Source organism: Nonomuraea sp. NPDC049378 (assembly GCF_055586745.1).
In genome coordinates this window covers 20,206-40,953 of sequence record NZ_JBVJHP010000030.1, presented here as the reverse complement: position 1 = coordinate 40,953, position 20,748 = coordinate 20,206, and the positions used below count along the sequence as shown (strand labels likewise).

The following is a 20,748-nucleotide window of genomic DNA, read 5'->3' as shown; positions in this document are numbered from 1 at the left end:
TGAGGCGATCTCCGCCGCGAAGGTGCGGTGGACCGGACAGGGAGTCACTACCGTGACCGACGTCTTCGGAGCGTCCCACAAGGACGTGCATGAGCAGGTCGTCTTCTGCGCCGACGAGCAGAGCGGCCTGCGTGCCATCATCGCCATCCACAACACGGCGCTGGGCCCGGCGCTGGGAGGCACCCGCTTCTATCCGTACGAGAACGAGCAGGCGGCGCTGGCCGACGTGCTCAACCTCGCCAGGGGCATGTCCTACAAGAACGCGCTGGCCGGCCTCGACCTGGGCGGCGGCAAGGCCGTCATCATCGGCGACCCGGCGCGCGACAAGAGCGAGGCGCTGCTGCGCGCCTACGGCAGGTTCGTCGAGTCGATCGGCGGACGCTACATCACCGCCTGCGACGTGGGCACCTACAGCGAGGACATGGACGTCATCGCCCGCGAGTCGCGCCATGTGACGGGCCGCACGCCGGCCCACGGCGGGGCCGGCGACTCGTCCATCCTGACGGCCTTCGGAGTGTTCCAGGGCATGCGGGCCTCGGCCGAGCGCGTCTACGGCACTCCGTCGCTCCACGGCAGGAGAGTCGGCGTCGAAGGGGTGGGCAAGGTGGGCCACCGCCTGGTCGAGCTCCTGCGCGAGGACGGCGCCGAGGTGGTGATCTGCGACGTCGCCCCCAAGGCGGTCGAACGCGTGCGCGCGCGCCGCCCCGAGGTCGACGTGGTGGCCGACGCCCGGGCCATGGCGCGCTCCGACATCGACGTCTTCGCGCCCTGCGCGCTGGGCGGGGTGCTCGACGACGAGATGGTCGCGGAGCTCCGCGCGAAGATCGTCTGCGGGGCGGCCAACAACCAGCTCGCGCATTCCGGCGTGGAGAAGCAACTCGCCGAACGTGAGATCGTGTACGCGCCCGACTACGTCGTCAACTCGGGCGGCGTCATCCAGGTCGCCGACGAGATCGAGGGCTTCGACATGGAGCGGGCCCGGTCCAAGGCCACGCAGATCTATGACACGACATTGAAAATTTTCGCGATAGCTGCCGACGAGGGCGTCCCTCCCGCGGTCGCAGCGGATAGGCTGGCGGAGCGCAGAATGTCGGAAGTCGGGCGGCTACGAGCCATTTGGCTGGGCGACTGACGCCCCGCGCCCATACGACGTACCGAGCTGGGCACAAAACAGGTACGGTAATAGGCGAACGATAGGCTGACGCCCGGAGTCAGGCGGCGTCAGTGTGTGGTGCGTTAGCGACGAGGGGTCGGGGACGACCCCACACGAGGGGGTCGAGCCAATGGGGCGCGGCCGAGCAAAGGCCAAGCAGGTCAAGGTTGCTCGCCAGCTGAAGTACAACAGCGGTGGCACGGATCTTGACCGTCTTCGCGACGAACTCGGGGTCGGAGACTCCAGCCGCAATGACGACGCCGACGACCTCAACGATGAGCTGGCGGATCGCTATGCCGATTACGCCGATGACTATGGCGCAGGAGACGACGACGACGGCCGTGCCGGCCGCCGATAGCCGTTCTTCTGGGTGACGTGGCGCAGGATCCGGCGTGCACGCCGGATCCTCGCTCGCACTCGTCGGGCCCCACGGGTAACCGTGGGGCTTTCGTCACGTAGGCCCGCTTTCGTGGCCGGCTCATCGAGGAGATCGGGGCGACGATCAGGTGCCCCCGCGCCGCGACCCGGTGCGGCCTGGCAGCGCTCGCGTGACGGGGCCCGCCTTCGGGACGGAGCGCGAGGTCGCTCCGATGGCGTGCGTCCCGTGTGCGATCATCCGGAACCCAGGACCTGTACGAGCCCGAGGCGGACGCCCTCCGTGGCTAATGCGTCAAGGGCGAGGTCCTACCATTAGGCGCATGGATCTGCTGACGGGCGAGCCCCTCGCACTCGACCTGGTCAACACGGGCGTCCGCACCCCGTCGGGTGGCGACCGCGACGCCCTGGCGACCGCGGAAGGCCTTCATGCCTGGCTCGCCAAGCAGGTCGGCCGGCTGGCCGTCCCCGAGGCCGCGCTCGGCCCCGGCGCCCCGGCCGCCGTCCGCGACCTGCGCGGCCACGTGGAGCGGGCCCTGGAGGCGGCGCGCCAGGCCGCACCGCCACCGCCCGAGGCGATCGACGCGCTCAACCAGGCACTTCGCGTCGCCCCCGCGTATCCCCGCGTGGAGGTGCGGGGCGCGGTGCTGCGCCGCGGCACGGCGCGCGACGGCCCGCCGCTCGACCGCCTCCTGACCGAGCTGGCCGAGGCCGCGGTGACCCTGCTCACCGACCCCGACGTCGGCAAGGTGCGTGGCTGCGAAGGGCCGGGATGCCACCTGCTCTTCCTCCCGGCCCACCCGCGACGTCGCTGGTGCTCGCCCGACCTGTGCGGCAACCGCGTCCGCGTGGCCCGCTATTACCGGCGGCACAAGTGACCGGTCAGCGATAGCGCGCCCGGCCCTCGCCGGGGACGACCTCGCCCAGCACCCAGGCGCCGACGCCACGGGCCGCCAGCACCCTGAGGGCCTCGTCGGCCGAGCCGGCGGCCACCACGGCGGCCATGCCGACCCCCAGGTTGAACGTACGGTCCATGTCGTGCTGCGCGATCGAGCCGTGGCCCGCGAGCACCCCGAAGACGGCCGGCGGCGTCCACGACGAGCGGTCGAGCAGCGCGTCGAGGTGGCCGGGCAGCGACCTCGACAGATTGCTCTCGATGCCGCCGCCCGTGATGTGGGCGTAGGCGTGCACCTCGGCGGAGCGCGCCAGCTCCAGGCAGTCGAGGGAGTAGATCCGGGTCGGCTCCAGCAGTTCCTCGCCCAGCGGCCGCCCCAGCTCGGGCAGCTCGGCGTCGAGGGAGAGCGAGGACTCCCGCAGCACGTGCCGCACCAGCGAGTAGCCGTTGGAGTGCACGCCCGAGGACGCCAGCCCGAGCACCACGTCGCCGGCGCGCACCCGCGCGGGCCCCAGGAGGCCGGCGGCCTCGACGACGCCGGTGCCGGCGCCCGCGAGGTCATATTCGTCCGGGCCCATCGCCCCCGGATGCTCGGCGGTCTCCCCGCCCACCAGCGCGGCCCCGGCCAGCCGGCAACCCTCGGCCACACCGCCGACGATCTCCGCGACGCGCTCGGGCACCACCTTCCCGCAGGCGATGTAGTCGGTCATGAACAGCGGCTCGGCCCCGCAGACCACGAGGTCGTCGAGGACCATGCCGACCAGGTCGATGCCGATCGTGTCGTGCTTGCCGTAGCGCTGGGCGATCATGACCTTGGTGCCGACGCCGTCGGTGGAGGAGGCCAGCAGCGGCCGCTGGTAGCGCAGCAGGGCCGAGGCGTCGAACAGGCCGGCGAAGCCGCTGGCGTCGTCGACCACCTCGGGCCGGCGCGCCCGCGCCACCCTGTCCTTCATCAGCGCGACCGCCCGGTCGCCGGCCTCGATGTCGACCCCGGCGGCCTCGTAGGTGCTCATGCCTTGCTCTCCAGGACGAACTTGCCCACGTTGTCCTCGTCGACGGGAATGGGGTAGGAGCCGGTGAAGCAGGCCATGCAGAGGCGGTCGGTGGGAATCGTGGTGGCTTTGGTCAGGCCCTCGAGCGAGATGTAGCCGAGCGAGTCGGCGCCGAGTGAGGCGCGGATCTCCTCGACCGTCAGCGAGCCCGCGATCAGCTCGGCCCTGGTGGCGAAGTCGATGCCGTAGAAGCACGGCCAGGCCACCGGCGGTGAGGAGATGCGGACGTGCACCTCCTTCGCGCCGGCCTCGCGCAACATCCTGACGATGGCACGCTGGGTGTTGCCGCGCACGATCGAGTCGTCCACGACCACCAGGCGCTTGCCCTCGACGACCTCGCGCAGCGGATTGAGCTTCAGCCGGATGCCGAGCTGGCGGATGGTCTGCGAGGGTTCGATGAACGTGCGGCCGACGTAGGAGTTCTTCACCAGGCCCTGGCCGTAGGGGATGCCGCTCTCCTGCGCGTAGCCGACGGCGGCCGGCGTGCCGGACTCGGGCGTCGGGATGACCAGGTCGGCCTCCACCGGGTGCTCGCGGGCCAGCACGCGACCCACCTCGACCCTGGTGACCTGGACGCCGCGCCCGGCGATGGTGGTGTCGGGGCGGGCGAGGTAGACGTACTCGAACAGGCAGCCCTTCGGCTCGGCCAGCGCGAACCTGCGCGAGCGCACGCCGCGCTCGTCGATGGTGAGCAGCTCGCCCGGCTCGATCTCGCGGACGAACGTGGCGCCCACGATGTCGAGCGCCGCCGTCTCCGAGGCCACCACCCAGCCCCGCTCCAGCCTGCCCAGGACCATCGGGCGCACACCCTGCGGGTCGCGGGCGGCATAGAGCGTCGTCTCGTCCATGAAGACCAGCGAGTAGGCGCCCTTGACCTGCGGGAGCAGCTCGGCGGCGGCCTCCTCGACCGTGCGCGTGCGGTCCTGGGCGAGCAGCGAGGTCAGGACCTCGGTGTCGGTGGTCGCCCGGGTGGAGCCGGGGGCCAGGCGCTGCGCCAGCTCCGGCGTGTTGATCAGGTTGCCGTTGTGGGCGAGCGCGAGACCGCCGACCTCGGTCGAGCTCAGCGTGGGCTGCGCGTTCTCCCACACGCTGGATCCGGTGGTGGAGTAGCGGCAGTGGCCGATGGCCAGGTGGCCGCGCAGGGTGCCCAGCACCGACTCGTCGAAGACCTGGGCGACCAGGCCCATGTCTTTGTAGACGAGGATGCGGCTGCCCTCGCTGACCGCGATGCCCGCGGACTCCTGGCCGCGGTGCTGCAACGCGTACAGCCCGTAGTAGGTGAGTTTGGACACTTCCTCGCCTGGCGCCCAGACGCCGAAGACGCCACAGGCGTCTTTGGGAGCGTGGTCTTGGGGGTCCAGGTCATGGCCGAGACGGCCGTCGCCCTTCAGCACATACCTCAGTCTAGGTCGGCGGCTTCCGTGCTCGCACACTCGGGTCGGGGGTCAGCCCGTGTGGACTGACCTGCCCGCATTGGAGCCGTCGCGGATGATCTCCCCGGTGAGGTTGCGGTTGTCCGCCGAACCGAGGAAGACGATCAGCGCCGCCATGTCGTCAGCCGTGCTCAGCCTGCGGGTGGGTGTCCTGGACGCGATCTCGTCCAGCAGGTGCTGGGGGATCGGGCGCTGGGCTCCGGTGATGGTGAGTCCGGCCACGGCCACGTTCACCAGGATGCCGTCCGCGCCCGCCTCCCATGCCAGGGCGCGGGCCATGCCGTGCAGCGCCATCTTCGCGGTGCCGTACGGGCCGGGGCCCGGCTGTCCTTCCTCGGCCGCCCCCGAGGAGACCAGCACGATCCGGCCGAACTTCCTGCGCCGCATCTGCGGCAGCACCGCCTGGATCAGCAGGGCGTTGCCGACCACGTTGGCGTGCAGGGCGGCGGACCACTCGGCGGCCGGCACGTCCTCGAACGCCATGCCGCCGGGCATGACGGTGCCCCAGCGGACGGCGTTGGCCACGAGCGCGTCCACCGGGCCGGCCGCGGAGACGGCGGGCGCGACGGTCGCGTGGTCCTCCAGATCCAGGTGTACGGCCGCGGCCTCGCCGCCCTCCTCCTCGATCCGCTTGACCACCTCGGCGGCGCGGTCGGCGCCCGAGTTGTACGTGATCGTGACCCGGGCGCCGGCCCGGGCGTAGGCGAGCGCGGTGGCGGCGCCGATGCCGGACGAGCCGCCGGTGACCAGTGCGTGCATGAGAGCCTCTTCTCTTTGATTAGCCGACTAATTAGCCAGCTAACTAGAAGAGTGGAGCGGACGCAAGGAGCTTTCGCCCGTAGGGGAAACGTCAGGGCATGGCGCGGCGGATCAGCTGCACGAGCAGGTCACGCTCGCCGGGATCGAAACCGCGCAGGAGGTCCTCGTCCATCGCGGTCCAGATCTCCTCAACGGGCTCGCGCAGCGCCTTGCCCGCGCCGGTGAGATGGACGCGGGAGATCCTCGGCCGGGCGGGGTCGGGAATCCGGTAGACGAAGCCCGCGCGCTCCAGGCGCTGGAGGGTCTTGGTGACGGTGGGAGGCTCGACGCCCAGCCGGGCGATGAGCTCGGCCTGCGTCAGGCCGTCCTCCTTCCACAGCTGGTTGAGCAGCATCTCCTGCCCCACGTGCAGGCCGAGCGGGGCCAGCGCGGCGGCCATCCGGTTGCGATGCGTCTTCACGACCTTGATCAGCGCATACGACAGGGTCTCGTCCAGCATCCCCCCATCTTGCCCGCGGGCAGGGCCTTTGGCGCATGGTGACCCAAGGATGAGCGGCCTCTTACCGTGTCGTGCGGTTTAGGCGTCGCCCTGCGCGAAAGGGTGAAGTATCCGGCATGTAGACCCGTCGGGAGACGCAGACGTGACCACACCTGGGGACCCGGACGAGACCCGCCGCGGGCAGGATCCGCACGAGGGCCGTCCGGAAGAGGGCGCGCCCCGCCACGTTCCGCCGCAACACGAGCCCGAGTGGTGGCGTGAGGGCACGCTGGAGGAAGAGGAACAGAGGCCCGCGCTCAGACCGTACGAGCCGGGGCCCACGGGCGGTGACCGGCCTGCTGAGGAGTGGTCCGCCGATGTGCCCGGCGCCGGTCCCACCGGCGGCGCGTCGCCGGACGTGCCCGAGCCCTCCGGCGGGCGTGCAGGAGGCGGCGGCGCCGAGTCCATGGGCGCCAGCGGTGAGTTCGGCAACGCGGAGCCCGAGAGCCCCGAACCGCGGGGCGAGGGCGCGGGGCCGCGGGGTGAGGGCGGCGGGCCGCAGGGCGAAGGCGCCGGTCGGCAGGGTGAGGGCGCCGGTGAGGAGGGCGAGGAGCCGATCGCTCCCGCGCCACCCATCGTGCCGCGTCCGGACGTGCCGCCCACGCACGAGCCCAGACCCGTCGGCGAACCCCGCCATCCCGACCTGCCCACCTCGCCGGAGGTACCGCAGCCGACAGGGGGTGACGCCGAGGAGACCCAGGCGTTCCCGATCCCTGGTGGCACGCCGCCGTACCCGGGCTGGACGTCCACCCCGTCAGAGGGGGAGCGGCCGGGCAGGCCCGCGCCGTCGCGCTACGAGCAGGGCGATGACCAGCCGGGCTTCGTGCCACCGGCAGGTGGCGCGCCCGGAGGACCCCCGCCACCAGAGAGCGGCGCCCCGGCTCAGGAGGGTCGCCCAACCCCCGAAGGCCAGGAAGCCCGGCAGGGTCAGGAGGGCTGGCAGGGTCAGGAGGGCTGGCGGAGCGAGGAACGGCGGCAGGGCCAGGAAGGGTGGCCGGGCCCGGAGGGCCGGGGTGGGACGCCGTACCAGGCCGGGGGCACGCCGCGGGACGACGAGCCGACCGTGCCGGGCACGGTGCCCTCCAGCCCGTACGGTGGCCCGCCCGGCTACGGCCCTGGCCCTGAGTCCCCGTACGGCATGCCGGGAGCCGGTTACCAGCAGGCCAAGCCGGGCAGCGGCCTGGCCACCGCCTCGCTCGTGCTGGGCGTGGCCAGCCCGTTCCTGGTGTTCGTGTGCTTCACGGGTGTGATCACCGCCATCCTGTCGATAGTCTTCGGCTGCGTGGCCCTCGCCAAACGCGCCGGTAAGGGCCGCGCCATCGCCGGCGTCGTGCTGAGCGTCCTGTCGCTGATCCTGTTCGCGATCGTGGCCATCTGGTTGTGGAACGTGGCGCAGCAGTGCGCCGGACTCCCCAGTGACCTCGCCGACCGTTGTTTCGAGAGCCAGTTTCCCTGGATGGGCGGCGGCGGTTAGAGCGGCAGGTGCGCTGACAGGTCGGCGCGGGCCCCGCTGGCGGAGATGGCGCCGCTGGCCAGCGCATCGGCCCAGGTGAGGCGGCCGAGCGCGAGCTCGATCCACGTGCGGCCGTCCATCTCGACCACGTTGGGCGGGGTGCCGCGCGTGTGGCGGGGCCCGGCGACGGCCTGTACGGCCGCGTACGGGGGCACGCGGACCTCGACGGTCCTGCCGGGCGCGGCGGTCGCCAGCCGGTCGAGCAGGTGGCGCACCGCCTGCCTGGCCGCGTCGCGTTCGGGCTTCAGCCCTCGGTCGTAGGCGGCCAGCACGGCGGCCACGAGCGCGTCGGGCAGGGCGGAGGCGGGTCCGTCGTAGGGGGGTTCGTCGAGGGCGACGAGCTGGCCGTCGAGGGCCGTTCTCAACTTTTCCTGGTCGAGCTTGCGTGGTGGCACGCGACCATTGTCTCCCCGGGAAGCGTTCATCGTGACGGAGGTCTTCGTTCACCTGTGGTTTCGCCGGTGGCCGTAGCGTTCCCGGCCGTACGACCGCACTTCGATGGAGGACCTGTGTCGAACCCCGAAGCGGGAGGTCGGCTGCTTCCGCTGATCTCCACCCCGCACAATGGTGGCCGATCCGCGCTGACGTGTCAGTTCCGCTGCGGCAACGCGTGCGCGCATGAGGTGGCCAACACCACCGGCAACGCCTATTTCGGCGACGTGGTGAAGGAGGCGCTGTCGCGGCGCGGCGTGCTGCGCGCCGGGGTGCTGGGTGCGCTCGTGGCGGGGGTGGGAGCGGCGGGGGCGGCTCCGGCGCTGGCCGCGGAGCCCGGGCCGGTGGCCGGAGGTCGACCCAGGGGTGGACCCGGTGGTGGACCCGGTGGTGGACCCAGTGGTGGACCCAGTGGTGGACAGGGCGGGCGGGGCGGCGACCTCCGTTTCACGCCGGTGCGGCCGAATAAGGACGACAAGCTGACCATCCCGGAGGACTACCGCTCCTCGGTGGTCGTGCGGTGGGGCGACCCGGTGTTGCCGGACGCGCCGGCGTTCGACTTCGACAACCAGAGCGCCGAGGCGCAGAGCAAGCAGTTCGGCTACAACTGCGACTACGTGACGATGTTCCCGATGGGCCGCGACCGGGCGCTGCTCTGGGTGAACCACGAGTACACCGACGAGAACCTGATGTTCCGCGACTACCCGGGCGGCGCGCAGGCCACGGAGGAGCAGATCAGGATCGGCCTGGCCGGGCACGGCGGGTCGGTCGTGGAGATCGAGCGGGAGGGCCGCGCCGGCGAGTGGAAGCTGGTCACCAAGGGGCGTCGCCGCTACAACCGGCGCATCACCGCCGAGACCCCCATGCAGTTCTCCGGGCCGGCGGCGGGCGGCGACCTGCTCAGGACGGACGCCGACCCCGAGGGCCGCAAGCCCATCGGCATGCTGAACAACTGCGCGGGCGGCACGACCCCGTGGGGGACGGTGCTGACCGCCGAGGAGAACTTCGACCAGTACTTCGTCAACGGCGACAAGGTGCCGGCGAAGCAGAAGCCGTACGTCGAGCGCTACACGATCGCGGAGGGCACGCCGGAGATCAGCCGCCGCTTCGACCGGGTCGACGAGCGTTTCGACCTGGCCAGGCACCCGCACGAGTGCAACAGGTTCGGGTGGATCGTGGAGATCGACCCATTCGACCCCGACTCCACGCCGGTCAAGCGCACCGCGCTCGGCCGGTTCAAGCACGAGGCGGCCACCACGACGCTGGCCCGGGACGGCCGCCTGGTCGTCTACATGGGTGACGACTCGCGTTTCGAGTACATCTACAAGTTCGTGTCGAAGGAGCGCTACCGGCAGGGGGCCGACCGGCACAACCGCGACCTGCTCGACGAGGGCACTCTGTACGTCGCCAGGTTCACCGGCGACAGCCAGGAGAAGGAGATCGACGGGTCCGGCAAGCTGCCAGGTGACGGCGAGTTCGACGGCTCAGGCGAGTGGATCCCGCTGGTCTCGGGCGACAGGTCGTACGTGAAGGGCATGACCGCGGAGGAGGTGCTCGTCTACACGCGGGTGGCGGCCGACAAGGTGGGCGCGACCAAGATGGACCGTCCCGAGGACATGGAGCGCAACCCGGTCACCGGCGGCGTGTACGTCGCGCTGACCAACAACTCCGACCGCACCGCTGCCCAGGCGGACGAGGCCAACCCGCGCGCCGCCAACAAGCACGGCCACGTCCTGGAGATCGTCGAGCGGCGCGACGACGCCGGGGCGAAGAGGTTCTCCTGGTCGGTGCCGCTGGTCTGCGGCGACCCGAACGACGCGAACACCTATTTCGCCGGTTACGACAAGAAGAAGGTCTCGCCGATCTCCTGCCCGGACAACGTGACGTTCGACCGCGACGGCAACCTGTGGATCTCCACGGACGGCAACGCGCTCGGCACCAACGACGGGCTGTTCGTGATGCCGGTACGCGGCAGGGAGCGCGGCCATCTGCGCCAGTTCCTCACGGTTCCGGTCGGCGCCGAGACGTGCGGCCCGATGGTCACGAAGGACCAGCGCAGCGTGTTCGTCGCGGTGCAGCACCCCGGCGAGATCGACGGGGCCAGCCCGGACAATCCGGGCAGCCGCTGGCCCGACGGCGACCAGCCGCGCCCGTCGGTGGCGGTCGTCTGGCACGAGAAGGGCCTGAAGATCGGCTCTTGACCTCAAGTTAACCTGAGGCTCTAATCTCCATGCCATGAGCATGGAAATGACCGCGTGGCACCAGCTGTATTCGATGAACAACCGTCAGGAGCGTCGCTCTGTCTCCAGGGCGACGCTCCGGCGTATCGCCGCCTTCGCCCGCCCGCACCGGCGGAGGATCACGCTGTTCCTGCTGCTCAGCGTGGTGATGGCGGGCCTGGCGGTGGGCTCGCCGCTGCTGGCGGGACGGGTCATTGACGCGATCTTCAACGCCGAGCCGCTGAGCGTGGTGGTCGTGGTGGCGTTGATGATCGCGGGCCTGGCCGTCGCGGAGGCCGGGATCGGGCTGCTCAACCGGTGGCTCTCCGCGGGACTGGGGGAGAGCCTGATCCTCGACCTGCGCACGGCCGTCTTCGACCATGTGCAGCGCATGCCGATCGCGTTCTTCACCAGGACCCGTACGGGGGCGCTGGTCAGCCGGCTCAACAACGACGTCATCGGCGCGCAGCGGGCGTTCACCGACACCCTGTCCAGCGTGGCGGGCAACATCGTGACGCTCGCGCTGACCCTCGTCGCGATGGTCGCCATCTCCTGGCAGATCACGCTGCTCGCGCTGCTGCTCCTGCCCGTGTTCATCGTGCCCGCGCGGCGCATGGGCACCCGGATCGCCCGGCTGCGGCGCGAGGCCGCCGACCACAACGCCGCCATGGGCAACCAGATGACCGAGCGGTTCTCCGCGCCCGGCGCGACCCTGGTCAAGCTGTTCGGCCGCCCCGCGCACGAGTCCGCGGAGTTCGGCTCCCGGGCCCGCAGGGTGCGCGACATCGGCGTACGCACCGCCATGACGCAGACGGTCTTCGTGACCGCGCTGACGCTGGTGTCGGCGCTCGCCCTGGCCCTCGTGTACGGGCTCGGCGGCTTCCACGCGCTGCGCGGCCAGCTCGCCCCCGGCGCGGTGGTGTCGATGGCCATGCTGCTCACCCGCCTGTACGCCCCGCTGACCGCGCTGGCCAGCGCCCGCGTGGACGTCATGAGCGCGGTCGTCAGCTTCGAGCGCGTCTTCGAGGTGCTCGACCTCAAGCCGCTCATCCAGGAGAAGCCCGACGCCCGCGAGGTGCCCGAGGGCCCCGTGTCGGTCGAGTTCGACGACGTGCGCTTCGCCTACCCCGTCGGCGGACAAGGTCTCGCTCGCCTCGCTGGAGGAGGTCGCCACGCTGGACACGCGCGGCGGCGTCGAGGTGCTGCACGGTGTCTCGTTCCGGGCCGAGCCCGGCCAGATGGTGGCGCTGGTCGGCTCGTCCGGCGCGGGCAAGTCCACGATCGCGCAGCTCCTGCCCAGGTTGTACGACGTCGACGCGGGCGCCGTCCGGCTCGGCGGCGTCGACGTGCGCGACCTGACCGCCGACTCGATCCGCGACACGCTCGGCATGGTCACCCAGGACGGCCACCTGTTCCACGACACGATCAGGGCCAACCTGCTCCTGGCCGCGCCGGAGGCGAGCGAGGACGACCTGTGGGACGCGCTCACCAGGGCCCGGCTGGCCGCGCTGATCGAGTCGTTGCCCGACGGGCTCGACACGGTGGTGGGCGAGCGCGGTTACCGGCTGTCGGGCGGCGAGCGGCAGCGCCTGACGATCGCCCGGCTGCTGCTGGCCAAGCCCCGGGTGGTGATCCTGGACGAGGCCACGGCCGCGCTCGACTCCACGTCGGAGGCGGCCGTTCAGGCGGCGCTCGGCGAGGCGCTGGAAGGCCGTACGGCCGTGGTGATCGCTCACCGGCTGTCCACGATCCGCGCCGCCGACGTCATCCTGGTGATCGAGGACGGGCGGGTGGTCGAGCGCGGCACGCACGCCGAACTGCTGGAGTCCGCGGGCCGCTACGAGGAGCTGTACCGCACTCAGTTCGCGGAGCCCGCGGTGGCCGAGGCGGTGGCCTGAGGCCCGGCGGGCTCGTGCCGGGGGGCGTGCTTGCGCAGCGAGTGGAGCGCGACCGGGATGCCCGCCAGCATCGCGACCGCCGCGACGACGAGGGTGAACCGGTAGCCGTCGAGGAAGGCGAGCAGCGGCGCCCGGTCGCTTGCGGCCTGCCTGGCGCTCAGGATCGCGCCCAGCACCGTGATGCCGAGCAGCCCGAACACCTCACGTGACACGTTGAGCATGCCCGAGGCCACGCCCGACCTGTCCTTGGGCATCCCGTCGAGCACCGCGGCGGTCAGGGGCACCAGCATGCCGCCGCCCAGGCCGTACAGCAGGAACCAGGGGAGGACGTCCATGTAGCCGCCGCCGGCGCCGACGCGGGAGATCAGGAAGATCGCCACGCCCATGAGCGCCATCCCGAGCCCGACCGTGCGCCCGAGGCCGAGCCGGCCGCTGATGCGCTGCGACGCCATCGCGACCACGGCCATGACGAGCGCCATCGGCACGAACGCGGCGCCGGCCTCGGTGGGGGAGAAGCCCAGCACGTTCTGTAGCCACAGCGCGCTGAAGAAGTAGATCCCGAACACGCCGAACGACCAGATCCCGCTGGTGAGGAGCCCGCCGCTGAACACCCGCGAGCGGAACAACGCCATCGCCACCATCGGCTCGGCGGCCCGCGACTCGGCCAGCAGGAACGCCGCGCCCGCCACCGCCGACACGCCGAACGCGGCCAGGATCGGGGGCGAGGTCCAGCCGGCCGCCTCTCCTTCGATGAGCGCGTACGTCAGGGCGGCCAGGGCGACGGCGGAGGTGGCCAGGCCGGGCAGGTCGAGGCTGCGGCGTACCCGCGTGAAGGCGGGCCTGACCGCCCAGAGCGCGAGGCCGAATGCCGCCAGCCCGAGCGGGACGTTGACCAGATAGATCCAGCCCCAGTGCAGGTGTTCGCTGATGAAGCCGCCGGCGAACGGGCCGAACGCCATGGAGAGCGCCCCCGCGGAGCTCCAGATGCCCACCGCCCGGCCGCGTTCGCCGGGGTCGGGGAAGATCTGGCCGATCAGCGCCAGCGCCGTGGGCGTGAGCAGCGCCGCGCCGACGCCCTGGACGGCTCGCGCGGCGATGAGCGTCGCTCCCGTGGTCGCCAGGCCGGCGGCCAGCGAGGAGAACGTGAAGATCGTCAGGCCGCCCAGGAAGACGCGGCGGGCGCCGTACACGTCGGCGAGCCGGCCGCCGGCCAGCATGAGCCCCGCGAAGAGCAGGATGTACGAGCTCACGATCCACTCCAGGTCGGAGATCGACAACCCGAGCTCCCGCTGGATCGTCGGCAGGGCGACGTTCCCCACGTTGTTGTCCAGGTACGTCATGAACGTCCCCAGAGTCAGCGCGCCAAGCGCCCACCATCGCACGACATTTCCTCCTATACACCGTACTTGTACGCCGTATAGTTAGAACATGTACGTCGTATAGTTGTCAACCGTGACAAGAAAACTGACCGCGCCGGCGATCGCGGAGCGGGCCCTGGAGATCGGCGACGCCGAAGGGCTCGAAGCCGTCACGATCCGGCGGCTCGCCTCCGACCTGGGCGTCACCCCGATGGCTCTCTACTGGCACTACAAGAACAAGGAGCAGCTGATCATCGGCATGGCCGACCACCTGATCGGCGGCTTCGCGCCCAAACCGGCCGACGAGCGCCCGTGGCAGGAGCAACTGCGCGACCTGACCGAGGGCCTGATCCACACCCTGCGCACACACCCCTGCGCCAAGCACGTGATCGAGCACATCGACGCCGTCACGGTGCCCAGCTTCCTGGCCGTCTGGGACCAGGCGCTCAGGCTGACCCGCGCGGCCGGGTTCAGCGTGGAGGAGAGCTGCCTGATCACGCAGTACCTGCTGAACAGCGCCATCGCCATCGCCGATGCCCCGGTCAACCAGCAGGCCTCCGGTGAGGACGAGGCGCAGCGGGTCAAGCGCAAGCGGCTCGACCTGCAGTCACTGCCCGTCGAGAGCTACCCGCACCTGGTGGAGATGGCCGCACCCCTGGTCGAGCGGAAAGACCCGCACCTGTACGACACGTTCGGCGTCGACCTGGTGCTCAGCGGCATAGAAGCGCTGGCGGCCCGGCGTTAGAGTCGTGATTCATGGCCTTCGAGCTGATCTGCGAGATCGAACCCCCGACCAAGCCCGATCTGAAGCACGTCAGGCACCAGATCGGCACCATGAGCAAGGTCGCCCACGCCTTCCTCATCCCCGACAACCACATCGGCCGCGCGACCGTGTCGAGCGTCGCGGTGGCGCACGAGGTCGAGGCGATGGGCGGGCGCGGCATCGCCTGCCTCAACTCGCGCGACCGCAACCTGCTCGGCTTCCGCCGTGACCTGCTGACGGCGGCCGCGTACGGCGTGGAGCAGTTCCTGTTCGTCTACGGTGACAAGCCGGCGAGCGGCAACCGTACGAGCGATCTCACGGTGCGCTCGATGATCGCCGAGGCCAGGGAGTTCTCGCCCGGCGCCCGCCTGGGCGCCGCCGCGGGGCTGCGCCCGCTGCCGGCCTGGAAACGCGCGGCCGACTTCCTCTTCCTCCAGGTCTCCTTCTCGGTGGAGGCGCAGCTGCGCTGGCGCGAGGCGCACCCGGTGGACGCGCCGGTCTACGCGGGCGTCATGGTGCTGGCCAGCGCCAATCACGCCAGCGGCCTGGCCGCCGCGATCCCCGACATCGCGCTGCCCGAGGCCCTGGTGGAGCAGGTGGCCGCCGACCGCCAGGCGGGCGTGGAGGCGGCCTGCGAGCAGGTGCTGGCCCTGCGCGACTCCGGCGCCTTCGACGGCGTGCACCTCATCCCCGTCTCCCGCTACCGCGACGTCGAACGCCTGCTCGCCCCCGCCCTCAGATGAGACCTAGTCTCAGCATGAGAGCGCGATCAAGCTTCGCGACCTCATGCGCTTCGAGCCCGCCCTTGAAGTCGCCCAGCCTCGACGGCGACACGGAATAGATCTGGTCCGTCAGCACACGCGATTTCGTCCCCTTGAACTCGATCTCGGGCCGGTAGATCGCCGGCCCGGCGCTTGTCGAGGTCAGCGCGACGGTGATCGTGCTGGTGGTGAAGCTGTCCGACTGGATGATCACGGCGTAGCGGCGGCCTTGCTGTTCATGATCCCGTGCTCCGGGGAGCGCTTTGATCTCATGGATCGCGCCCCGGAATATCACTCGGCTACACCCATGAAACGCTGGATCGCCAGCATCTCGGCCTGGTCGTCCGGATCGTTTCGCAGCCGATCCGCATCTGCGGCCGCCTGCTCCAGCAGCATCTCCTTGTAGGTGTGGAGTATGGCGTAACGAACGGCTTCGGATCGGCTTCTGGTCTCTCCGGCCAGTGCGCGGAGTGCCGTCTCCATCGCCTCATCAGTGCGAACGTTAAGAGTTCCCAGCCGGGGTCAACGGGCGCGTTGGCGCAGCCCTTCGACGTCGTGGATGACGACGCGCCGCCGCCCCGTCTCGATCAGGCCCCGGTCGCGCAGCGTGCGCAGCGCCTTGCTGACCGCCTCGCGGGAGGAGCCCGTCCACCCCGCGAGCTCGTCCTGCGACAGGGGCAGCGCCACGCGTACGCCGGTGGTGGTCTGCTCACCGTAGCGTTCGGCCAGCTCCAGCAGCCGCGTCGCCACCCTGCCCGTGGTGTCGAAGGCGCCGTACTCGATGCGCTTCCTGTCGGAGTCGCGCAGGCGCTCGCTGACGAGCTTCATGAGCAGCACCGCGACGCGCCCGTGGGACTCGAGGAAGGAGACGAAGTCGCGGACGACGACACCGGTGACCGGCTCCAGCGTGGTGACCGTGGCCGAGCGGGGCGAGCCGTCGATGGCCGACTGCTCGCCGATCAGCCCGCCGGGGCCGCGTACGGCGAGCACCACCTCGTTGCCGCCGCTCGTGTGCGAGGAGACCTTCACCCGGCCCTCCAGCAGCACAAGCACCCAGTCGGATGTGTCGCCCTCGGTGATGACGGTCGTGCCGCGGTCCCAGCGGCGCAGCCGGCCCGCCGCGCGCAGCGCCACCGCCTCCTCGTCGGTGAGCAGGGACAGGAACTCGCCGGGCTCTGCTTTCATGGCCCGATTATGTCGGTACGGGGTGCCGCCCCTCTACGGCAGATCGGTGAGAACGTACGCCGCGACGGGCTCCTCCTTGCCCTTGAGGTTGAGCCGCCCCAGGGGCCGTACCGTCGCGTCGCGGCCCAGCTGCTTGAGCGTCGTCTCGCCGATGACGACCGTGCCGGGCTCGGCGACCCCCTGGAGCCTGGCGGCCACGTTCACGCAGTCGCCCATCGCGTTGAAGCCGCGCAGTTCGGGGCTGCCGATGTTGCCGACCAGGGCTGGGCCGGTGTTGACGCCCACGCGGAAGGTCGGCCATTCGACGTCGTCGACCCGCTTCCACGCCATCTCCTCGGCCACCTCGGCGGCTGCGCGCTGCATGTCGAGCGCGGCCCGGCAGGCGGCCCTGGCGTGATCGGCCTGCAGCGCGGGCGCGTTGAACAGGGCGAGCAGCGCGTCGCCGACGAACTGCACGATGGTGCCGCCGTTGTTGAGAACGCAGGGGACGGCCGCCGTGTGGTAGCGGTTGAGCATCTCGACGATCTCGCCGGGCGTCACCTTCTCGGAGAACGTCGTGAAGCCCTTGAGGTCGGCGAAGAGCGCGCTCAGCTCCTTCAGCTCGCCGCCGAGCGCCGCCTGACCGGGGTCGGCGAGCAGGGCGTGGGCCACGTCGGGCGACATGTACTGGTGGAACAGGGTGTGCAGTTCCTGGTAGAGGCGGGCGTTCTCCAGGGAGATGGACAGCTGCCCGGCCAGCGTGGCGGCCAGCGCCTCGTCCTGGCTGGTGCGGCCGATGGGCACCTCCAGCACGCCGGCGAGCCTGCCCTTGACGGTCAGGGGGAAGGCGAGCAGGTGGTCGCGGCGGATCGGGGTGTCGCCGTCGAACCGGTAGTCGCGCGAGCCGATCTGGGTGGTGCCGTCGGCGACCAGCCCGATCTTGACGTCGCCGTACGCCTGCCGCACCCGCTCCAGCGACGAGGCCAGCAGCTCCTGCTCGGGCAGGCCGACCCGGGTCTGGGCGCTTACCGACACCAGGGCGGCCAGCCGCTCCGACAGCGCGCGCTCGTTGGCCAGCGCCTCGCCGGCCCGGTCGAGCACCGCCGCCTGGCCCTCGTTGAGCCGGAACTTGCCCGACAGCCGGGTCGCGGCCAGCGGCTCGCCGCGGCGTACGTGCTCGACCAGCTCTTCGAGCGCCTTGTCGTAGTCCTGCTGGATGCGGCGGACGGTCGCGGACAGCGCCACCGAGTCGAACAGCCCGGCGCTCGACCCCTCCCGCCGGAACTGCAGGTAGGCGCTGTAGGCCACGAACACGAAGGCGAACGTGAGCAGCAGGTGCCACTCCCACCAGGACAGATGCCAGTTGAGCTGCGACATCCCGGCGATCATGCTCTCGGCCAGCAGCGCGTACGCCGTGATCAGGCTGATCAGCATCGCCGAGGGACGCCGCCGGTGCAGCCGGAACATCAGCACGCTCGCCGCGCCGTAGAGCAGCAGGCCGGGGATGGACGCCCAGATCAGCCAGTCGATCGGCGTGACCATGGGCGGCTCGCTGAGCGGCGTCAGCCCGGGGACCAGTGACGTGACGCCCCAGAGCACCATGATGCCGACGAGCGCGCCGCGGATGAAGTGCTGGGCGCCGAGCACGGACCTGGCCGCCGCCTCGCCCAGCGGCAGGGCCGAGCCGAACGCGAACACCGCCGCGATCGACAGGCCCACCTGCTGGCCCAGGTCGAACCCCAGCGAGCCGGTCGGCAGGATGATCTTCGGGGTGGCCAGGCCGTGCAGGAAGAAGAAGCCCGCGCTGCTCAGGAAGACCATGGAGACGAGGAACAGCCGGGCGTCGTTGCGGCGCCGTGAGGCCTCGCTGACCATGACGCCGAGCACGACATTGACCCCGGCCACCAGGATGATCATCCAGAAGTGGCTGGCGTTGTGCTGCCAGGAGATGTTGATGTGCGGCTGGCTCAGCAACAGCCAGAGGCCGAGCAGCGGCAGGACGAGGTGGATGCCCCACACCACGCCCCGCACGGGCTGGGTCGCGGGAGGCAGGTAGGAGGTCGGACCAGGGGTGGGCACAGACCGATTATCCACGCGAGATCCTCGTCGCCAATGCGTCGTTTTACGCGCTGGAAGGGCCGGTCGGAAATCCCCGGCCGGCCCTCCGGCGGATCGTCAGCCGAACAGCGCGGGGAGCGCCGCCTCGTGCGTCTCCCGCAGCTCGGCCACGGGGATCTCGAACGCGCCCTCGACGACCAGCGTGTCGCCGCCGGTCATGCCGAGCCCGTAGCAGGGCACCTCGTGGCGTCCGCACAACGACGCGAACTCGTCGTAGGCCTCCGGCCGCACGGCGACGAGCGCCCGCGAGGCCGACTCGCTGAACAGGTCGGTGAACGGCTCGCCGCTCAGCGCCACGGAGGCGCCGACGCCCCGCGCCAGGCATGACTCGGCCAGCGCCACGGCCAGCCCGCCGTCGGACAGGTCGTGCGAGCCGGCCAGCAGCCCTCTGCGGGCGCTCTCGACCAGCACCGTGGCCAGCGCCCGCTCCGCCTCCAGGACGGCCTGCGGCGGCAGCCCGCCCAGGTGGCGGTGGGCGACGTGGGCCCACTCGGAGCCGCCGAACTCCTCGCGCGTGTCGCCGAGCAGGACGACCCGCAGCCCTTCAGCGGTGAATCCGGTCGGCACCCGCCTGGCGACGTCGTCGATGACGCCGAGCACGCCCACGACCGGCGTGGGGTGGATGGCCGTCGAGCCCGTCTGGTTGTAGAAGGAGACGTTGCCGCCGGTCACCGGCACGCCGAGCGCCCGGCACGCGTCGGCCAGTCCGCGCGTGGCCTCGGCGAACTGCCACATGACCTCGGGGTCCTCGGGGGAGCCGAAGTTGAGGCAGTTGGTGACGGCCAGCGGCCGGGCGCCGGTCACGGCGACGTTCCTGTAGGCCTCCGCGAGCGCGAGCTGCGCCCCCGCGTAGGGGTCGAGCTTGGCGTAACGCCCGTTGCCGTCGGTGGCCAGCGCGATGCCGCGGGTGGTCGGCTCGTGCTCGACGCCGGCCATGGTCTCCGAGATCCGCAACATGCCCGCGTCGGCCGGCTGGGCCAGCACGGTGTTGGAGCGGACGTAGCGGTCGTACTGGGAGGTCACCCACTCCTTGGAGGCCAGGTTGGGCGAGCCGAGCAGCTTGAGCAGCGTCTCGCGCAGGTCGGTGGGCCGCTCCAGCCGGTCGGGGGTGTCGGCGTTGAGCGCGGCCTGGCCGGCCGGCTCGTGGTAGGGGCGTTCGTAGACGGGACCCTCGTCGGCGGCCGTGCCCGGCGGGATGTCGACGATGATCTCGTCCTCCCACGTCATGACCAGGCGGCCGGTGTCGGTGACCTCGCCGATGACGGTGGCGGGGACGTCCCACTTCTCGCAGATCGCCATGAACGCCGGGATGTCGCGCGGCTCGACCACGGCCATCATGCGCTCCTGCGACTCGCTCATGAGGATCTCCTCGGGCCTGAGCGAGGGGTCGCGGAGCGGGACGCGGGTGAGGTCGACGTGCATGCCGCCGGTGCCCTTGGCGGCCAGCTCGGTCGTGGCGCACGAGACGCCGGCCGCGCCGAGGTCCTGGATGCCGACGACCACGTCGGCGGCGTAGAGCTCCAGGCAGCACTCGATGAGCAGCTTCTCCATGAACGGGTCGCCGACCTGGACGGCGGGACGCTTGGCGTGCGACTCGTCCTCGAAGGTCGCCGAGGCCAGCACGGAGGCGCCGCCGATGCCGTCGGGGCCCGTGGACGCGCCGAACAGCACGACCTTGTTGCCGGGGCCCGGCGCGGTGGCCAGCTTGATCTGGTCCTTGCGCAGCAGGCCCACGCACAGGGCGTTGACCAGCGGGTTGCCGATGTAGCAGGGGTCGAAGACGACCTCGCCGCCGATGTTGGGCAGGCCCAGGCAGTTGCCGTAGTGGCTGATGCCCTCGACCACGCCGGGCAGCACCCGGCGCGTGTCGACGGCGTCGGCGCCGCCGAAGCGCAGCGCGTCCATGACGGCGATCGGCCGCGCGCCCATCGACATGATGTCGCGCACGATGCCGCCGACGCCGGTGGCCGCGCCCTGGTGCGGCTCGACGTAGGACGGGTGGTTGTGCGACTCGATCTTGAACGTGGCCGCCCAGCCGTCGCCGATGTCGACCACGCCGGCGTTCTCGCCCATGCCCACGAGCAGCGCCTCGGACTTGGGCGCCTTGGTGGCGAACTGCTTGAGATGCACCTTGGACGACTTGTAGGAGCAGTGTTCCGACCACATGACGCTGTAGATGGCCAGCTCGGAGCCGGTGGGACGGCGGCCGAGGATGTCCTTGACCCGGGCGTACTCGTCGGGCTTCATCCCCAGCTCGGCGAAGGGCATCGGCTCGTCGGGGGTCTTGGCGGCCCGCCGCACACTGTCGATCATTCGC

Annotated in this window: 18 protein-coding genes and 1 pseudogene; 8 read left to right on the top strand and 11 right to left on the bottom strand. The window is 71.1% G+C overall.

What is annotated here, in order from left to right; genetic code table 11:
- Nucleotides 1-52: 52 nt before the first annotated feature.
- The 3 genes from ACZ6SA_RS43400 to ACZ6SA_RS43390 all read left to right on the top strand — a co-directional run bounded on the left by ACZ6SA_RS43400 (nucleotide 53) and on the right by ACZ6SA_RS43390 (nucleotide 2,406).
- Nucleotides 53-1,132 (top strand): Glu/Leu/Phe/Val family dehydrogenase, encoded by a 1,080-nt coding sequence (locus ACZ6SA_RS43400; RefSeq protein ID WP_347650198.1) that lies wholly within the window; start codon nucleotides 53-55, stop codon nucleotides 1,130-1,132.
- A 151-nt stretch (nucleotides 1,133-1,283) separates the two neighbouring features.
- Nucleotides 1,284-1,511, top strand: coding sequence for a DUF3073 domain-containing protein (locus ACZ6SA_RS43395; RefSeq protein ID WP_132508344.1), 228 nt, complete (start codon nucleotides 1,284-1,286; stop codon nucleotides 1,509-1,511).
- Between the two features lie 340 nt (nucleotides 1,512-1,851).
- Nucleotides 1,852-2,406, top strand: coding sequence for a CGNR zinc finger domain-containing protein (locus ACZ6SA_RS43390; RefSeq protein WP_347650199.1), 555 nt, complete (start codon nucleotides 1,852-1,854; stop codon nucleotides 2,404-2,406).
- Between the two features lie 4 nt (nucleotides 2,407-2,410).
- On the opposite strand, the gene purM is transcribed toward ACZ6SA_RS43390, so the two are convergent.
- The 4 genes from purM to ACZ6SA_RS43370 all read right to left on the bottom strand — a co-directional run bounded on the left by purM (nucleotide 2,411) and on the right by ACZ6SA_RS43370 (nucleotide 6,166).
- Nucleotides 2,411-3,436: a phosphoribosylformylglycinamidine cyclo-ligase gene (purM, locus tag ACZ6SA_RS43385; protein ID WP_347650200.1), complete on the bottom strand. Its 1,026-nt coding sequence runs from the start codon at nucleotides 3,434-3,436 to the stop codon at nucleotides 2,411-2,413.
- Nucleotides 3,433-4,869, bottom strand: a complete 1,437-nt coding sequence (purF, locus tag ACZ6SA_RS43380; RefSeq protein WP_347650201.1) for an amidophosphoribosyltransferase — start codon at nucleotides 4,867-4,869, stop codon at nucleotides 3,433-3,435. The genes purM and purF overlap by 4 nt, the downstream gene beginning before the upstream one ends.
- A gap of 51 nt (nucleotides 4,870-4,920) precedes the next feature.
- Complete coding sequence (locus tag ACZ6SA_RS43375) at nucleotides 4,921-5,667, bottom strand: SDR family NAD(P)-dependent oxidoreductase (RefSeq protein WP_347650202.1); 747 nt, start codon at nucleotides 5,665-5,667, stop codon at nucleotides 4,921-4,923.
- 91 nt (nucleotides 5,668-5,758) lie between these two features.
- The gene (locus tag ACZ6SA_RS43370) at nucleotides 5,759-6,166 is read right to left on the bottom strand and encodes a MarR family winged helix-turn-helix transcriptional regulator (protein ID WP_347650203.1); all 408 of its coding nucleotides are present in this window, start codon (nucleotides 6,164-6,166) and stop codon (nucleotides 5,759-5,761) included.
- A gap of 142 nt (nucleotides 6,167-6,308) precedes the next feature.
- On the opposite strand from ACZ6SA_RS43370, the gene ACZ6SA_RS43365 reads away from it, so the two are divergent.
- Complete coding sequence (locus ACZ6SA_RS43365; protein WP_465834941.1) at nucleotides 6,309-7,679, top strand: DUF4190 domain-containing protein; 1,371 nt, start codon at nucleotides 6,309-6,311, stop codon at nucleotides 7,677-7,679.
- Here ACZ6SA_RS43365 and ACZ6SA_RS43360 read toward each other — a convergent pair.
- Nucleotides 7,676-8,113 (bottom strand): sterol carrier family protein, encoded by a 438-nt coding sequence (locus ACZ6SA_RS43360; RefSeq protein WP_347650205.1) that lies wholly within the window; start codon nucleotides 8,111-8,113, stop codon nucleotides 7,676-7,678. The genes ACZ6SA_RS43365 and ACZ6SA_RS43360 overlap by 4 nt on opposite strands.
- 114 nt (nucleotides 8,114-8,227) lie before the next feature.
- Between ACZ6SA_RS43360 and ACZ6SA_RS43355 the strand changes: the two genes are divergently transcribed.
- The gene (locus ACZ6SA_RS43355; protein WP_465834939.1) at nucleotides 8,228-10,351 is read left to right on the top strand and encodes a PhoX family protein; all 2,124 of its coding nucleotides are present in this window, start codon (nucleotides 8,228-8,230) and stop codon (nucleotides 10,349-10,351) included.
- A gap of 34 nt (nucleotides 10,352-10,385) precedes the next feature.
- Nucleotides 10,386-12,267 (top strand): annotated as a pseudogene (locus tag ACZ6SA_RS43350) (ABC transporter ATP-binding protein).
- On the opposite strand, the gene ACZ6SA_RS43345 reads toward ACZ6SA_RS43350, so the two are convergent.
- Entirely contained in the window at nucleotides 12,228-13,649 is a 1,422-nt protein-coding gene (locus tag ACZ6SA_RS43345) for a DHA2 family efflux MFS transporter permease subunit (protein WP_465834937.1), read from the bottom strand. The pseudogene ACZ6SA_RS43350 and the gene ACZ6SA_RS43345 overlap by 40 nt on opposite strands.
- A gap of 70 nt (nucleotides 13,650-13,719) precedes the next feature.
- Here ACZ6SA_RS43345 and ACZ6SA_RS43340 point away from each other — a divergent pair, with 70 nt between their 5' ends.
- Nucleotides 13,720-14,370 (top strand): TetR/AcrR family transcriptional regulator, encoded by a 651-nt coding sequence (locus ACZ6SA_RS43340; RefSeq protein ID WP_465834935.1) that lies wholly within the window; start codon nucleotides 13,720-13,722, stop codon nucleotides 14,368-14,370.
- Nucleotides 14,371-14,381: 11 nt separating this feature from the next.
- Nucleotides 14,382-15,131 carry a methylenetetrahydrofolate reductase gene (locus tag ACZ6SA_RS43335; RefSeq protein ID WP_465834933.1) on the top strand — a complete coding sequence of 250 codons (750 nt, stop codon included), beginning with the start codon at nucleotides 14,382-14,384 and terminating at the stop codon, nucleotides 15,129-15,131.
- Here the strand turns inward: ACZ6SA_RS43335 and ACZ6SA_RS43330 are convergent.
- The 5 genes from ACZ6SA_RS43330 to purL all read right to left on the bottom strand — a co-directional run bounded on the left by ACZ6SA_RS43330 (nucleotide 15,124) and on the right by purL (nucleotide 20,744).
- Entirely contained in the window at nucleotides 15,124-15,444 is a 321-nt protein-coding gene (locus ACZ6SA_RS43330; protein ID WP_465834931.1) for a type II toxin-antitoxin system PemK/MazF family toxin, read from the bottom strand. The genes ACZ6SA_RS43335 and ACZ6SA_RS43330 overlap by 8 nt on opposite strands.
- Entirely contained in the window at nucleotides 15,441-15,632 is a 192-nt protein-coding gene (locus ACZ6SA_RS43325; protein WP_465834929.1) for a hypothetical protein, read from the bottom strand. Before ACZ6SA_RS43325 ends, ACZ6SA_RS43330 begins: the two co-directional genes overlap by 4 nt.
- A gap of 39 nt (nucleotides 15,633-15,671) precedes the next feature.
- Nucleotides 15,672-16,334, bottom strand: a complete 663-nt coding sequence (locus tag ACZ6SA_RS43320; protein WP_465834927.1) for a Crp/Fnr family transcriptional regulator — start codon at nucleotides 16,332-16,334, stop codon at nucleotides 15,672-15,674.
- Between the two features lie 33 nt (nucleotides 16,335-16,367).
- Complete coding sequence (locus ACZ6SA_RS43315) at nucleotides 16,368-18,392, bottom strand: adenylate/guanylate cyclase domain-containing protein (protein WP_465834925.1); 2,025 nt, start codon at nucleotides 18,390-18,392, stop codon at nucleotides 16,368-16,370.
- A gap of 96 nt (nucleotides 18,393-18,488) precedes the next feature.
- The gene (gene purL, locus ACZ6SA_RS43310) at nucleotides 18,489-20,744 is read right to left on the bottom strand and encodes a phosphoribosylformylglycinamidine synthase subunit PurL (RefSeq protein WP_465834923.1); all 2,256 of its coding nucleotides are present in this window, start codon (nucleotides 20,742-20,744) and stop codon (nucleotides 18,489-18,491) included.
- Nucleotides 20,745-20,748: the final 4 nt, after the last annotated feature.